Genomic DNA, 15366 nt, shown 5'->3' with positions numbered 1-15366 from the left:
CGCTTAATCTCCCTTAAGCGGAACCAACAGCACATCAACCTCACTTGAGGCAATCACACTTTTCGCAGAGCAGGATGCTCGCGAAAAGAAACTGTGATTATGATTACCGCAAATCACCAAATCGAATTTATGTTTACGGCATACCGCCAGAATATGTTCGCTCAACTCTCCGTAAGCTATAAACTTTTCTTCAACGGGATATCCAGCATCCTGAATTAATTTGTCCAGAAAGTTTTGTGTTTCTTCATGCATCACACTGCGTAAATCCTCAAGCATCGGCGCGGCTAATTGATTGTACATTTCTGGATCGGAAGCGAGGGTGATTAAACTGATACGCCCATTAACGGGACGGGCGATAGATACCGCTTTTGCTAACAGTTGCTGGCTTTCCGGTGAGACAGCAACGGCAACAAGAATATTGGCGTAACTCATAACCTGCTCCTTATTCTATGAACTTCAGGTGAGATCACAGCTTTACCCTGAATGAGCTATAGATGCAATAACAACTTGGTCAAAAATGCAAATATTAGCATGGTCATTAATAAATATATTTAATCAATTGCGTAGTGTTACTGTGTAGTCATGCGGGGGATGATGAGGAAGTGGATAAATTTATTTCTCTCATTAAACAAATGGTTAATTTTAATAAAACATCTTGTTAACATTGGTGTTGTTGGCAGCCTTAATTTTTCTTAAATGGAAGCGTATTATTTAATTGACTGTTTTTTAATGATTTACAGAGATCAACGATATTTATCCCATATCCGGGATATGGTTATTCACGGTGATTTATATTAACAGTGCGCAACATCTCAATTTTATCCCTTCTCATCATTTTTGCTGACAGATAAGCTGAAAAACTTTTTAACAGAATGAAATATACGCAAAACAAAAGTATGACTTATACATCAATGTTAAGTAATTGAGTGTTTTGTGTGATCCGTGTCACACATTGTCGAAAATCGCAGCTCCGCTCCGTTGTATGTATGAGTGGTGACGAGTACAGTTGCGTCGAATTAGGAAAAATCTTAGATAAGTGTAAAAAGCATCACTCTGTGTAAGACGTGTTTCACCTCTTATGATGTCTGTGTGTTTTTTCGTTGATCGCTACTATTCCATTTTTATTTACTTTTTACCGGGATTTCCCGGCGACATCACGGGGTGCGGTGATACCGCATAAAAAATAAAGTTAGTTCTTCTGGGTGGGAATAATGCATACCTCCGAGTTGCTGAAACATATTTATGACATCAATTTGTCATATTTACTTCTTGCACAGCGTCTGATCGTTCAGGACAAAGCGTCCGCCATGTTTCGTCTCGGTATTAATGAAGAAATGGCAACAACGCTGGCGACGCTGACTCTTCCACAAATGGTTAAACTGGCCGAAACCAATCAACTGATTTGTCAATTCCGCTTTGACAGCCACCAGACTGTTAACCAACTGACGCAGGATTCCCGTGTTGACGATCTCCAGCAAATTCATACCGGTATTATGCTCTCCACGCGTTTGTTGAATGATGTTAATCAGCCCGAAGAAGTACAACGTAAGAAAAGGGCCTGATCATGAGTGAAAAAAGCATTGTTCAGGAAGCCCGTGATATTCAACTCGCCATGGAGTTGATAACCCTCGGTGCTCGTTTGCAGATGCTGGAAAGCGAAACACAATTAAGTCGCGGACGCCTGATCAAACTCTATAAAGAGCTGCGCGGAAGCCCACCGCCGAAAGGTATGTTGCCGTTTTCCACCGACTGGTTTATGACCTGGGAACAAAATGTCCATGCGTCGATGTTCTGTAATGCATGGCAGTTTTTACTGAAAACCGGGCTATGTAATGGCGTTGATGCGGTAATCAAAGCCTATCGTTTATACCTTGAACAGTGCCCACAAGCCGAAAACGGACCACTGCTGGCGCTAACCCGCGCCTGGACTCTGGTGCGATTTGTCGAAAGTGATTTACTACAACTTTCCAGCTGCAACTGCTGCGGTGGTAATTTTATCACCCATGCTCATCAACCTGTCGGCAGTTTTGCCTGCAGCTTATGTCAACCGCCATCGCGCGCCGTAAAAAGACGTAAACTTTCTCAGAACCCTGCCGATATTATCCCTCAACTGCTGGATGAACAGAGAATACAGGCTGTTTAACTCATACGGTGTGGCGAAACACTCCAGCAGCGGTAAGCAATTGCCGCTGCTTTTTTTTCTCCAGCCGTAAGGTAACGTCTGCCGACTGAACATCCTGTCATGGTCAACAGTGGAAGGATGATGTCGTGCTTATCTTATTAGGTTACCTGGTTGTTCTCGGTACAGTTTTCGGCGGTTATTTGATGACCGGTGGAAGCCTTGGAGCACTCTATCAACCCGCTGAACTGGTGATTATTGCCGGTGCAGGCATTGGGTCGTTTATCGTCGGCAATAATGGCAAAGCAATCAAAGGTACGCTGAAGGCGCTGCCATTATTGTTTCGTCGCTCTAAATATACCAAAGCAATGTATATGGATTTGCTGGCGCTGCTTTACCGCCTGATGGCGAAATCGCGACAAATGGGCATGTTCTCACTGGAGCGCGATATTGAAAATCCACGAGAGAGCGAGATCTTCGCCAGTTATCCGCGCATCCTCGCGGATGCCGTTATGCTGGATTTTATCGTCGATTATCTGCGCCTGATTATCAGCGGCCACATGAATACCTTCGAAATTGAAGCCCTGATGGACGAAGAGATAGAAACGCACGAAAACGAAGCGGAAGTCCCGGCGAACAGCCTGGCGTTGGTCGGAGACTCTCTTCCTGCGTTTGGTATCGTTGCGGCTGTAATGGGGGTGGTGCACGCACTAGGATCAGCCGATCGTCCTGCCGCCGAGCTGGGGGCGCTTATCGCACATGCGATGGTGGGGACTTTCCTCGGTATCTTATTGGCTTATGGATTTATTTCCCCGTTGGCGAGTGTTTTGCGCCAGAAAAGCGCCGAAACCAGCAAAATGATGCAGTGCGTCAAAGTCACCCTGCTTTCTAATCTGAACGGTTACGCGCCGCCTATCGCCGTTGAATTTGGTCGCAAAACGCTCTATTCCAGTGAACGTCCGTCGTTTGTTGAACTGGAAGAGCATGTGCGCGCGGTGAAAAATCCGCAGCAGCAGACGACAACCGAGGAAGCATGAAGAATCAAGCGCACCCGATTATTGTCGTCAAACGACGCAAAGCGAAATCCCACGGCGCAGCACATGGTTCGTGGAAGATTGCTTATGCTGACTTTATGACCGCGATGATGGCTTTTTTTCTGGTGATGTGGCTTATCTCCATCTCTAGCCCAAAAGAGCTGATTCAGATTGCGGAATACTTCCGTACGCCGCTGGCGACAGCGGTAACGGGCGGCGATCGAATTTCTAATAGCGAAAGCCCAATTCCCGGCGGCGGTGATGATTTCACCCAAAGCCAGGGGGAAGTGAATAAGCAGCCGAACATTGAAGAACTTAAAAAACGCATGGAGCAAAGTCGGCTGCGGAAATTGCGTGGCGATCTCGACCAGCTTATTGAATCAGACCCGAAACTACGGGCGATGCGTCCACATCTCAAAATCGATCTGGTCCAGGAAGGTTTACGTATCCAGATAATTGATAGCCAGAATCGCCCGATGTTTAAAACCGGCAGTGCTGATGTCGAGCCCTATATGCGCGACATTCTGCGCGCCATTGCGCCGGTGCTGAACGGTATTCCTAACCGTATCAGCCTTTCAGGCCATACCGATGATTTCCCTTACGCCAATGGTGAGAAAGGTTACAGCAACTGGGAGCTTTCCACTGAACGCGCTAATGCGTCGCGCCGTGAGCTAATGGTGGGAAGTCTGGCTGATGGCAAAATTTTACGTGTTGTCGGCATGGCGGCGACCATGCGCTTAAGCGATCGCGGCCCGGATGATGCCGTTAATCGTCGAATCAGTCTGTTGGTGCTGAATAAACAAGCCGAACAGGCCGTTTTGCATGAAAACGCCGAAAGCCAGAATGAGCCAGTAAGCGTCCTGGAAAAACCTGGGGTAACACCGCAGGTCAGTGTTTCCACAATGCCATCAGCCGAACCGAGGTGACAGCGTGAGCATGGATATAAGCGATTTTTATCAGACATTTTTTGATGAAGCGGACGAACTGTTGGCCGATATGGAGCAGCATCTGCTGAATTTACAGCCAGAAGCGCCAGATGCCGAACAATTGAATGCCATCTTTCGTGCGGCCCACTCCATCAAAGGAGGGGCGGGAACCTTTGGCTTTAGCGTATTGCAGGAAACCACGCATCTGATGGAAAACCTGCTCGACGAAGCCAGACGCGGTGAAATGCTGCTTAACACCGACATTATCAATCTGTTTTTGGAAACGAAGGACATCATGCAGGAACAGCTCGACGCTTATAAACAGTCGCAAGAGCCGGATGCCGCCAGTTTTGACTATATCTGCCAGGCCTTGCGTCAACTGGCAATTGAATCGAAAGGCGAATCGACACCCGCTATGGCCCGGTTAAGTGTGGTTGCCAAAAGTGAACCGCAAGATGAACAGGGTAACAGTGAGTCGCCGCGACGAATTCTACTTTCGCGTCTGAAAGCGGGAGAAGTCGATCTACTGGAAGAAGAGCTGGGTCATTTGACAACGTTGACTGATGTGGTGAAAGCCGCTGATTCTCTTTCGGCAATATTACTGGGCGACATCGCGGAAGATGATATTAAAGCTGTGCTCTGTTTTGTGATTGAGGCCGATCAGATTGCCTTTGAAACAGTAGAATCCGCGCCAAAAATATCCCCGCCACCGGTACTTAAACTGGCAGCCGAACAAGCGCCAGCAGGACGTGTGGAACGGGAGAAACCGACGCGCGGTAGCGAATCTACCAGTATCCGCGTGGCGGTTGAGAAGGTTGATCAGCTGATTAACCTCGTTGGCGAACTGGTGATTACTCAGTCGATGCTGGCCCAGCGCTCCAGTGAACTGGACCCGGTGAATCATGGGGATTTGATTACCAGCATGGGGCAGTTACAACGTAACGCCCGCGATTTGCAGGAATCAGTGATGTCGATTCGCATGATGCCGATGGAATATGTCTTTAGCCGCTATCCCCGGCTGGTGCGCGACCTGGCGGGTAAACTTGGCAAACAGGTGGAGCTGACGCTGGTGGGCAGTTCCACCGAACTCGACAAGAGTCTGATAGAACGCATTATCGATCCTCTGACCCACCTGGTACGCAATAGCCTCGACCACGGTATTGAACTGCCAGAAAAACGACTCGCTGCGGGTAAAGATAGCGTTGGAAATTTAACCCTGTCTGCTGAACACCAGGGGGGCAACATCTGCATCGAAGTGACCGACGATGGCGCGGGGCTTAATCGAGAGCGGATTCTGGCAAAAGCTGTCTCGCAAGGTCTGAGCGTTAGCGACAACATGACTGACGACGAAGTGGCGATGTTGATATTCGCCCCTGGTTTTTCCACGGCGGAGCAGGTCACCGATGTTTCCGGGCGCGGCGTCGGCATGGATGTTGTTAAACGTAATATCCAGGAGATGGGTGGCCACGTTGAAATCCAGTCGAAGCAGGGCGTTGGTACCACAATCCGCATTTTACTGCCACTAACGCTGGCGATCCTCGATGGCATGTCGGTACGCGTTGCTGACGAAGTTTTCATTCTGCCGCTGAACGCCGTCATGGAATCACTACAACCTCGTGAAGCCGATCTCCATCCACTGGCAGGCGGCGAGCGAGTACTGGAAGTGCGTGGTGAATATCTGCCCATCGTCGAACTGTGGAAAGTATTCAACGTCGCAGGCGCGAAAACCGAAGCTACAGAGGGGATTGTTGTCATTCTGCAAAGTGGCGGTCGCCGCTACGCCTTGCTGGTGGATCAGTTAATTGGTCAACATCAGGTGGTTGTTAAAAACCTTGAAAGTAACTATCGCAAAGTCCCTGGCATTTCTGCTGCAACCATTCTTGGCGACGGCAGCGTGGCACTGATTGTTGATGTTTCCGCCTTGCAGGCGATAAACCGCGAACAACGTATGGCGAATACCGCCGCCTGATTGAGTAAAAAGGGAATAAATATGACCGGTATGACAAATGTAACAAAGCTGGCCAGCGAACCGTCAGGCCAGGAGTTTCTGGTATTTACCCTCGGTGACGAAGAGTACGGCATCGATATTCTGAAAGTGCAGGAGATCCGTGGCTACGATCAGGTTACGCGGATTGCCAATACACCCGCGTTTATCAAAGGCGTCACTAATCTGCGCGGCGTGATTGTGCCAATTATCGATTTGCGTATTAAGTTCAGCCAGGTGGATGTGGAGTACAACGATAACACGGTGGTTATCGTTCTGAATCTTGGGCAGCGGGTGGTCGGCATTGTGGTAGATGGCGTTTCAGATGTTCTTTCGTTGACGACGGAACAAATTCGCCCGGCACCGGAATTTGCTGTGACGCTTTCCACAGAATACCTCACCGGCCTGGGCGCACTGGGCGATCGCATGCTAATTCTGGTTAATATCGAAAAATTGCTGAATAGCGAAGAGATGGCTCTGTTGGATAGCACGGCATCAGAGGTCGCATAATTTATCCCGCTGTACTCAAATGAAATGAGCCCGATACCCTGCGGATCGGGTTTTTCATTTTAATTTCGCCATGACTGGCATCAGAAATAAAGTTTCCCTCCTTCCTGCCGATAACGGAATCAACTTGTTTTCAGGAAGGTGCCTTATGATTAACCGTATCCGCGTAGTCACGCTGTTGGTAATGGTGCTGGGGGTATTCGCACTGTTACAGCTTATTTCCGGAAGTCTGTTTTTTTCTTCTCTTCACCATAGCCAGAAAAGTTTTGTGGTTTCCAATCAATTACGGGAACAACAGAGCGAGTTGACCTCAACCTGGGATTTAATGCTGCAAACGCGCATTAATCTGAGTCGTTCAGCGGTGCGGATGATGATGGATTCATCCAATCAACAAAGTAACGCCAAAGTTGAATTACTTGATAGCGCCAGGAAAACATTGGCCCAGGCAGCGACGCATTATAAAAAATTCAAAAGCATGGCACCGTTACCTGAAATGGTCGCTACCAGTCGTAATATCGATGAAAAATATAAAAACTATCACACAGCATTAACAGAACTGATTGATTATCTTGATTATGGCAATACTGGAGCCTATTTCGCTCAGCCAACCCAGGGAATGCAAAATGCGATGGGCGAAGCCTTTGCCCAGTACGCCCTCAGTAGTGAAAAACGGTATCAAGATATCGTCACTGACAACGCGGATGATTACCGATTTGCCCAGTGGCAACTGGCGGTTATCGCGCTGGTGGTGGTATTGATTCTGCTGGTGGCGTGGTACGGCATCCGTCGCATGCTACTTAACCCGTTAGCGAAGATCATTTCTCACATCCGAGAAATTGCTGGTGGCAATCTGGCGAATACCCTCAGCATTGCCGGGCGTAGTGAAATGGGCGACCTGGCACAGAGCATTTCACATATGCAAGGTTCTCTGACTGACACGGTCAACCATGTGCGAGAAGGTTCAGACGCTATCTATGCCGGTACACGTGAAATTGCTGCGGGTAATACCGATCTTTCCTCCCGTACTGAACAGCAGGCATCGGCGCTGGAAGAAACGGCCGCCAGCATGGAACAGCTCACTGCAACGGTGAAACAGAACGCCGATAACGCCCGTCAAGCCTCGCAACTGGCGCAAAGTGCCTCCGATACTGCTCAGCATGGTGGCAAAGTCGTGGACGGTGTGGTGAAAACCATGCACGAAATTGCCGACAGTTCGCAGAAAATTGCCGACATTATTAGCGTTATTGATGGCATTGCTTTCCAGACCAATATCCTGGCACTGAACGCGGCTGTTGAAGCCGCCCGAGCAGGGGAACAGGGGCGTGGTTTTGCCGTGGTGGCGGGCGAAGTGCGTAATCTCGCCAGTCGCAGCGCCCAGGCGGCAAAAGAGATCAAAGCGCTGATTGAAGATTCTGCCTCCCGCGTTGATACCGGTTCGGTGCTGGTAGAAAGTGCCGGGGAAACCATGACGAATATTGTCAATGCCGTCACCCGTGTTACCGACATTATGGGCGAGATTGCCTCGGCATCGGACGAACAGAGTCGCGGTATCGATCAAGTGGCGTTGGCAGTGTCGGAAATGGATCGCGTCACCCAACAAAACGCATCGCTGGTGCAGGAATCAGCTGCCGCCGCAGCTGCGCTGGAAGAACAGGCCAGTCGTTTAACGCAAGCGGTTTCCGCTTTCCGTCTGACTGCCCGCTCGCAAACGAATAAACCACAATCACAGTCCCGCCCTGGTACTGAACAACCACCCGCACAGCCGCGATTGCGTATTACTGAACAAGATCCAAACTGGGAAACGTTTTGATGGTTTTTTACTCAAGCACCATCGCCGCCAGATGAGGCTGATGATGCAACAGAACCTCGCGCTTATCATCTCTGGTGGCGTTATTTATAGGTCGTTATACAACACAATTGGCGCAGTTACAGGCTGCGCCAGGGTTATCCTGAAGTGACTGAGAAGGCGCTATGACATCATCTCTGCCCTGTGGGCAAACGTCTTTATTGTTACAGATGACCGAGCGCCTGGCGCTTTCCGACGCGCATTTTCGGCGGATAAGTCAATTGATCTATCAACGTGCGGGGATTGTCCTGGCGGACCACAAACGCGACATGGTTTACAACCGCCTGGTGCGCCGTTTGCGCTCGCTGGGGCTTGCAGACTTCGGCCATTATCTGAATTTACTGGAATCTAATCAGCACAGCGGCGAGTGGCAGGCGTTTATTAATTCGCTGACTACAAACCTGACGGCATTTTTCCGCGAGGGGCATCATTTCCCATTGCTCGCGGAGCACGCCCGCCACGCCTCTGGTGAATATCGCGTATGGAGTGCGGCGGCATCGACAGGTGAAGAACCGTACAGCATTGCCATTACACTGGCGGACACGCTGGGCTCCGCGCCCGGACGCTGGAAAGTGTTCGCCAGCGATATCGACACCGAAGTGCTGGAGAAAGCCAGAAGCGGCATTTATCGCCATGAAGAGCTGAAAAACCTGACGCCGCAACAACTCCAGCGCTACTTCATGCGCGGCACAGGGCCGCATCAAGGGCTGGTGCGTGTGCGTCAGGCACTGACGAACTACATCGATTTTTCCCCGCTGAATTTGCTGGCGAAACAGTACGCTGCGCCCGGGCCGTTCGATGCGATCTTCTGTCGTAACGTCATGATCTACTTCGATCAAACGACCCAGCAGGAGATTTTGCGCCGCTTTGTACCGCTGCTTAAGCCCGACGGATTATTGTTTGCGGGTCACTCTGAAAACTTTAGCCACCTTGAGCGCAGCTTCACATTGCGTGGACAGACGGTGTATGCGCTAAGTAAGGATTAACGATGAGTAAAATCAGGGTGTTGTCGGTCGATGACTCGGCACTGATGCGCCAGATAATGACAGAAATCATCAATAGTCATAGTGACATGGAAATGGTAGCGACGGCTCCCGATCCGCTGGTCGCGCGTGATTTGATTAAGAAATTCAACCCTGATGTGCTGACGCTGGATGTCGAAATGCCGCGTATGGATGGACTGGATTTCCTCGAAAAATTAATGCGTTTGCGACCGATGCCAGTAGTGATGGTTTCTTCTCTGACAGGCAAAGGTTCCGAAGTCACGCTGCGTGCTCTGGAGTTGGGGGCGATAGATTTTGTCACCAAACCGCAACTGGGGATCCGCGAAGGAATGCTGGCGTATAGCGAAATGATTGCCGAAAAGGTGCGTACGGCAGCAAGGGCGAGCCTTACTGCGCATAAACCGTTATCGGCACCGACAACGCTGAAGGCCGGACCGCTCTTGAGCTCAGAAAAGCTGATTGCGATTGGCGCCTCAACGGGGGGAACTGAGGCGATTCGTCACGTACTGCAACCGTTGCCGCTTTCCAGCCCGGCACTGTTAATTACCCAGCATATGCCGCCCGGTTTTACCCGCTCTTTTGCCGACAGACTTAATAAGCTGTGCCAAATCGGCGTGAAAGAAGCCGAGGACGGAGAACGCGTCTTGCCGGGGCATGCCTATATCGCCCCGGGTGATCGGCATATGGAACTGGCGCGTAGCGGCGCGAATTATCAAATCAAAATTCACGATGGTCCGGCGGTTAATCGCCATCGGCCATCGGTAGATGTGTTGTTCCATTCGGTGGCCAAACAGGCGGGGCGTAATGCGGTTGGGGTGATCCTGACGGGCATGGGCAACGACGGCGCGGCGGGAATGTTAGCAATGCGTCAGGCGGGGGCATGGACTCTTGCGCAAAATGAAGCAAGCAGCGTGGTGTTCGGCATGCCGCGCGAGGCCATCAATATGGGTGGCGTCTGCGAAGTGGTCGATCTTAGCCAGGTAAGCCAGCAAATGCTGGCAAAAATCAGTGCCGGACAGGCGATACGTATTTAAATCAGGAGTGTGAGATGGCGGATAAAGAGCTTAAATTTTTGGTTGTGGATGACTTTTCCACCATGCGACGCATCGTGCGTAACCTGCTGAAAGAGCTTGGATTTAATAATGTTGAGGAAGCGGAGGATGGCGCCGATGCTCTCAATAAGTTGCAGGCGGGAGGATATGGTTTTGTTATCTCCGACTGGAACATGCCAAACATGGACGGCCTGGAATTGCTGAAAACGATTCGTGCTGATGGCGCGATGTCAGCCTTGCCGGTGTTAATGGTGACTGCGGAAGCGAAGAAAGAAAACATTATTGCCGCAGCACAAGCGGGGGCCAGTGGCTACGTGGTTAAGCCATTTACCGCCGCGACGCTGGAGGAAAAACTCAACAAAATCTTTGAGAAACTGGGCATGTGAGGATGCGACTATGATGCAACCATCAATTAAACCTGCTGATGAAAATTCTGCTGGCGATATCATTGCGCGCATCGGCAGCCTGACGCGTATGCTGCGCGACAGTCTGCGGGAGCTGGGGCTGGACCAGGCCATTGCAGAAGCGGCGGAAGCCATCCCTGATGCTCGCGATCGTTTGTACTACGTTGTGCAGATGACTGCCCAGGCTGCGGAGCGGGCGCTGAACAGTGTTGAGGCTTCACAACCGCATCAGGATCACATGGAGAAATCAGCAAAAGCGTTAACCCAACGCTGGGATGACTGGTTTGCCGATCCCATTGACCTTGCCGACGCTCGCGAACTGGTGACCGATACACGGCAATTTCTGGCGGATGTGCCGACGCATACCGGTTTTACCAATGCGCAGTTACTGGAAATCATGATGGCGCAGGATTTTCAGGACCTCACCGGGCAGGTCATTAAACGAATGATGGATGTCATTCAGGAGATTGAACGCCAGTTGCTAATGGTGCTGCTGGAAAATATCCCAGAGCAGGATGCACGTCCGAAACGTGAAAGCCAGAGTTTGCTGAATGGACCGCAGGTTGATACCAGCAAAGCCGGTGTGGTAGCCAGTCAGGACCAGGTCGACGATTTGTTGGATAGCCTTGGATTCTGATTTGTATTGCCTGATGTGACGCGGCCGCGTCACATCGATCTTCAAGGTTGGATAAGGCGTTTACGCCGTACCCGACAAACATGTCACCATGCCTAATGTGCTGTGGCAAAAGCCCTAAATCCCGCCTTTTTTACCCCTTACTCAAACCATTGAACGCTTTGCGCTCTGGCATCATTCACGCTTATTACTCTTTCCAGGATTGGCGACGTGTCTGACGAGAGCGACGACAAAACAGAAGCCCCCACACCTCACCGACTTGAAAAAGCGCGGGAAGAGGGGCAAATCCCGCGTTCCCGTGAACTGACTTCACTGCTGATTTTGCTGGTGGGCGTTAGTGTTATCTGGTTTGGCGGTGTGTCGCTGGCTCGTCGATTGTCGGGCATGCTCTCCGCGGGATTGCATTTTGATCACAGCATCATCAATGACCCGAATCTGATCCTCGGGCAGATTATTCTGCTGATCAGAGAAGCCATGCTGGCGCTGCTGCCGCTGATTAGCGGCGTGGTGCTGGTGGCGCTCATTTCTCCGGTGATGCTGGGTGGGCTGGTATTTAGCGGCAAATCCTTGCAACCGAAGTTTTCCAAACTCAACCCGCTACCGGGCATTAAACGGATGTTCTCGGCACAGACTGGCGCGGAGTTGCTGAAAGCGATACTGAAATCCATCCTGGTCGGCAGTGTGACGGGGTTTTATCTCTGGCACCACTGGCCGCAGATGATGCGCTTAATGGCCGAGTCTCCGATTACCGCCATGGGTAATGCGATGGATCTGGTTGGGCTATGCGCGTTGTTGGTGGTGCTTGGCGTTATTCCGATGGTGGGATTTGACGTCTTTTTCCAAATCTTCAGCCACCTGAAAAAGCTGCGTATGTCACGGCAGGATATTCGTGATGAGTTCAAACAAAGCGAAGGCGACCCTCATGTCAAAGGGCGAATCCGTCAGATGCAGCGAGCTGCGGCGCGGCGGCGGATGATGGCCGATGTGCCGAAAGCGGACGTTATCGTCAATAACCCAACTCACTACTCAGTGGCTTTGCAGTACGACGAAAACAAAATGAGTGCGCCAAAGGTCGTTGCCAAGGGCGCGGGGCTGGTGGCATTACGCATTCGTGAAATAGCCGCTGAAAATAATGTCCCGACCCTCGAAGCGCCGCCGCTGGCGCGTGCGCTGTATCGACATGCTGAAATCGGTCAACAAATACCGGGTCAACTCTATGCCGCCGTGGCGGAAGTGCTGGCCTGGGTCTGGCAACTGAAACGTTGGCGTCTGGCTGGTGGACAGCGCCCAGTACAACCAACTCATCTTCCGGTGCCGGAAGCCCTGGATTTTATTAACGAGAAACCGACCCATGAGTAATCTGGCCGCGATGCTGCGCCTGCCTACAAACCTGAAATCGACACAATGGCAGATCCTTGCCGGACCGATTTTGATCTTGCTGATTTTGTCGATGATGGTGCTGCCATTGCCTGCATTCATTCTCGACCTGCTGTTTACCTTTAATATCGCGTTGTCGATTATGGTGTTGCTGGTGGCGATGTTTACCCAGCGTACGCTCGAGTTTGCCGCTTTTCCGACAATCCTGCTGTTCACCACGCTGTTGCGTCTGGCTCTTAACGTGGCTTCAACCCGTATCATTTTGATGGAAGGCCATACCGGCGCGGCGGCGGCAGGGAAGGTGGTCGAAGCGTTCGGTCACTTCCTCGTTGGTGGCAATTTCGCTATCGGTATCGTGGTGTTCGTCATTCTCGTGATCATCAACTTTATGGTTATCACCAAAGGTGCCGGGCGTATCGCGGAAGTGGGCGCGCGCTTTGTTCTCGATGGTATGCCGGGTAAGCAGATGGCGATTGACGCCGACCTTAACGCTGGATTGATTGGTGAAGATGAGGCGAAAAAACGCCGCTCCGAAGTGACTCAGGAAGCCGACTTTTACGGCTCAATGGACGGGGCAAGTAAATTTGTTCGCGGCGATGCCATCGCCGGGATCCTCATCATGGTCATTAACGTTGTCGGCGGATTGCTGGTCGGTGTGCTGCAACATGGCATGAGCATGGGACACGCGGCGGAAAGTTATACGCTATTGACCATTGGCGACGGTCTGGTGGCACAAATCCCGGCGCTGGTGATTTCTACCGCCGCAGGGGTCATCGTTACGCGCGTCAGCACCGATCAGGATGTTGGCGAGCAGATGGTGAATCAGCTTTTCAGTAACCCAAGCGTTATGTTGTTAAGCGCCGCAGTGCTCGGTTTACTCGGCCTGGTGCCTGGAATGCCAAACCTGGTATTTTTGCTGTTCACAGCCGGATTGCTCGGGCTGGCCTGGTGGATACGCGGACGCGAACAAAAAGCGCCTGCCGAACCCAAACCGGTAAAAATGGCAGAGAATAATGCCGTTGTTGAAGCGACGTGGAACGATGTACAACTGGAAGATTCTTTGGGAATGGAAGTGGGCTATCGACTGATCCCGATGGTTGATTTCCAACAAGATGGCGAGTTGCTGGGCCGTATTCGTAGTATTCGTAAGAAATTTGCTCAGGAAATGGGCTTCCTGCCGCCGGTGGTCCACATTCGCGACAATATGGATCTGCAACCGGCACGTTATCGTATTTTGATGAAAGGCGTAGAGATTGGCAGTGGCGATGCTTATCCGGGGCGCTGGCTGGCAATTAACCCTGGTACCGCTGCCGGGACGTTACCTGGTGAAGCGACCGTCGATCCGGCTTTTGGCCTGAATGCTATCTGGATCGAAAGTGCGCTAAAAGAACAGGCGCAGATTCAGGGGTACACCGTGGTTGAGGCCAGCACAGTGGTGGCAACGCATCTTAACCATCTCATTAGCCAGCATGCCGCAGAGTTGTTTGGTCGCCAGGAGGCGCAACAACTGTTGGATCGCGTCGCCCAGGAGATGCCAAAGCTGACGGAAGATCTCGTTCCTGGCGTCGTCACGCTCACCACACTGCATAAAGTGCTGCAAAATCTGCTCGATGAAAAAGTGCCGATTCGCGATATGCGCACCATTCTCGAAACGCTGGCGGAACATGCACCCATTCAGAGCGATCCACATGAATTAACCGCCGTCGTGCGCGTGGCGTTGGGACGGGCGATTACCCAGCAGTGGTTTCCTGGCAAAGATGAAGTCCATGTTATTGGCCTCGATACACCGCTGGAACGTTTGTTACTACAGGCGTTGCAGGGCGGGGGCGGACTGGAGCCGGGGCTGGCGGATCGTTTACTGGCGCAAACTCAGGAAGCGCTATCCCGTCAGGAGATGTTGGGTGCGCCGCCAGTATTGTTGGTGAACCACGCGCTGCGACCATTATTGTCTCGCTTTCTGCGCCGCAGCTTGCCGCAGTTAGTGGTGCTGTCGAATCTTGAACTATCTGATAACCGACATATCCGCATGACGGCGACGATTGGCGGTAAATGATGAGAACTTTATTAGCAATATTATTGTTTCCGCTGCTGGCGCAAGCCGCCGGGGAGGGGATGTGGCAGGCAAGTAGTATCGGAATTACGCTAAATCATCGCGGGGAGTCGATGTCTTCTGCGCCTCTTTCTTCGCGACAACCTGTTTCAGGATTGGTGACGCTGGTGGCGTGGCGTTATCAGCTTATCGGTTCGACCCCCGCGGGACTGCGGGTACGTTTATGCTCACAATCTCGTTGTGTCGAATTAGAGGGGCAGGGCGGAACCACCGTGGCCTTTTCCGGTATAGCGGCAGCAGAACCGTTGCGATTTATCTGGGAAGTGCCTGGCGGTGGGCGGTTAATTCCGCCGCTGAAAGTACAACGTAATGAAGTGATTGTGAATTATCGGCGGTGATAAAAAAGCCGATGTCCGTAACTGCGACATC

General features: G+C 51.3%; 15 protein-coding genes. 14 read left to right on the top strand and 1 reads right to left on the bottom strand.

The window, feature by feature from the left end:
- Positions 1 to 3: 3 nt before the first annotated feature.
- On the bottom strand, positions 4 to 432 hold the full coding sequence (gene uspC, locus D9597_RS16970) for a universal stress protein UspC (protein ID WP_130208531.1): 429 nt from the start codon (positions 430 to 432) through the stop codon (positions 4 to 6).
- Between the two features lie 779 nt (positions 433 to 1211).
- Here uspC and flhD point away from each other — a divergent pair.
- The 14 genes from flhD (at position 1212) to flhe (ending at position 15335) form a co-directional block, all read left to right on the top strand.
- Complete coding sequence (gene flhD, locus D9597_RS16965; RefSeq protein ID WP_130218670.1) at positions 1212 to 1562, top strand: flagellar transcriptional regulator FlhD; 351 nt, start codon at positions 1212 to 1214, stop codon at positions 1560 to 1562.
- Positions 1563 to 1564: 2 nt separating this feature from the next.
- The gene (gene flhC, locus D9597_RS16960; RefSeq protein WP_064529301.1) at positions 1565 to 2143 is read left to right on the top strand and encodes a flagellar transcriptional regulator FlhC; all 579 of its coding nucleotides are present in this window, start codon (positions 1565 to 1567) and stop codon (positions 2141 to 2143) included.
- 125 nt (positions 2144 to 2268) lie between these two features.
- Entirely contained in the window at positions 2269 to 3156 is an 888-nt protein-coding gene (gene motA, locus D9597_RS16955; RefSeq protein WP_130208527.1) for a flagellar motor stator protein MotA, read from the top strand.
- Positions 3153 to 4079 carry a flagellar motor protein MotB gene (gene motB / locus D9597_RS16950; RefSeq protein WP_130223571.1) on the top strand — a complete coding sequence of 309 codons (927 nt, stop codon included), beginning with the start codon at positions 3153 to 3155 and terminating at the stop codon, positions 4077 to 4079. Before motA ends, motB begins: the two co-directional genes overlap by 4 nt.
- A 4-nt stretch (positions 4080 to 4083) precedes the next feature.
- Positions 4084 to 6048, top strand: a complete 1965-nt coding sequence (gene cheA / locus D9597_RS16945; RefSeq protein ID WP_130223569.1) for a chemotaxis protein CheA — start codon at positions 4084 to 4086, stop codon at positions 6046 to 6048.
- A 21-nt stretch (positions 6049 to 6069) separates the two neighbouring features.
- Positions 6070 to 6573, top strand: a complete 504-nt coding sequence (gene cheW / locus D9597_RS16940) for a chemotaxis protein CheW (protein WP_130218676.1) — start codon at positions 6070 to 6072, stop codon at positions 6571 to 6573.
- A 145-nt stretch (positions 6574 to 6718) separates the two neighbouring features.
- Entirely contained in the window at positions 6719 to 8380 is a 1662-nt protein-coding gene (tar, locus tag D9597_RS16935) for a methyl-accepting chemotaxis protein II (RefSeq protein ID WP_130223567.1), read from the top strand.
- Between the two features lie 161 nt (positions 8381 to 8541).
- Complete coding sequence (cheR, locus tag D9597_RS16930) at positions 8542 to 9402, top strand: protein-glutamate O-methyltransferase CheR (RefSeq protein WP_130223565.1); 861 nt, start codon at positions 8542 to 8544, stop codon at positions 9400 to 9402.
- A gap of 2 nt (positions 9403 to 9404) precedes the next feature.
- Positions 9405 to 10454, top strand: a complete 1050-nt coding sequence (cheB, locus tag D9597_RS16925) for a protein-glutamate methylesterase/protein glutamine deamidase (protein ID WP_064529294.1) — start codon at positions 9405 to 9407, stop codon at positions 10452 to 10454.
- Positions 10455 to 10468: 14 nt separating this feature from the next.
- On the top strand, positions 10469 to 10858 hold the full coding sequence (cheY, locus tag D9597_RS16920) for a chemotaxis response regulator CheY (RefSeq protein WP_000763855.1): 390 nt from the start codon (positions 10469 to 10471) through the stop codon (positions 10856 to 10858).
- Between the two features lie 10 nt (positions 10859 to 10868).
- A complete protein-coding gene (gene cheZ, locus D9597_RS16915) occupies positions 10869 to 11513 on the top strand; it encodes a protein phosphatase CheZ (RefSeq protein WP_064529292.1) in 645 nt (214 codons plus the stop codon).
- 207 nt (positions 11514 to 11720) lie between these two features.
- Positions 11721 to 12869 carry a flagellar biosynthesis protein FlhB gene (gene flhB / locus D9597_RS16910; RefSeq protein ID WP_130223563.1) on the top strand — a complete coding sequence of 383 codons (1149 nt, stop codon included), beginning with the start codon at positions 11721 to 11723 and terminating at the stop codon, positions 12867 to 12869.
- Complete coding sequence (flhA, locus tag D9597_RS16905) at positions 12862 to 14940, top strand: flagellar biosynthesis protein FlhA (RefSeq protein ID WP_000067016.1); 2079 nt, start codon at positions 12862 to 12864, stop codon at positions 14938 to 14940. The genes flhB and flhA overlap by 8 nt, the downstream gene beginning before the upstream one ends.
- The gene (flhe, locus tag D9597_RS16900) at positions 14940 to 15335 is read left to right on the top strand and encodes a flagellar protein FlhE (protein WP_165383551.1); all 396 of its coding nucleotides are present in this window, start codon (positions 14940 to 14942) and stop codon (positions 15333 to 15335) included. Before flhA ends, flhe begins: the two co-directional genes overlap by 1 nt.
- The last annotated feature ends 31 nt before the right edge of the window (positions 15336 to 15366 follow it).

Source organism: Escherichia sp. E13S3 (assembly GCF_004212325.1).
Classification (GTDB): Bacteria; Pseudomonadota; Gammaproteobacteria; order Enterobacterales; family Enterobacteriaceae; genus Escherichia.
This window is presented reverse-complemented; position numbering and strand designations above follow the sequence as displayed.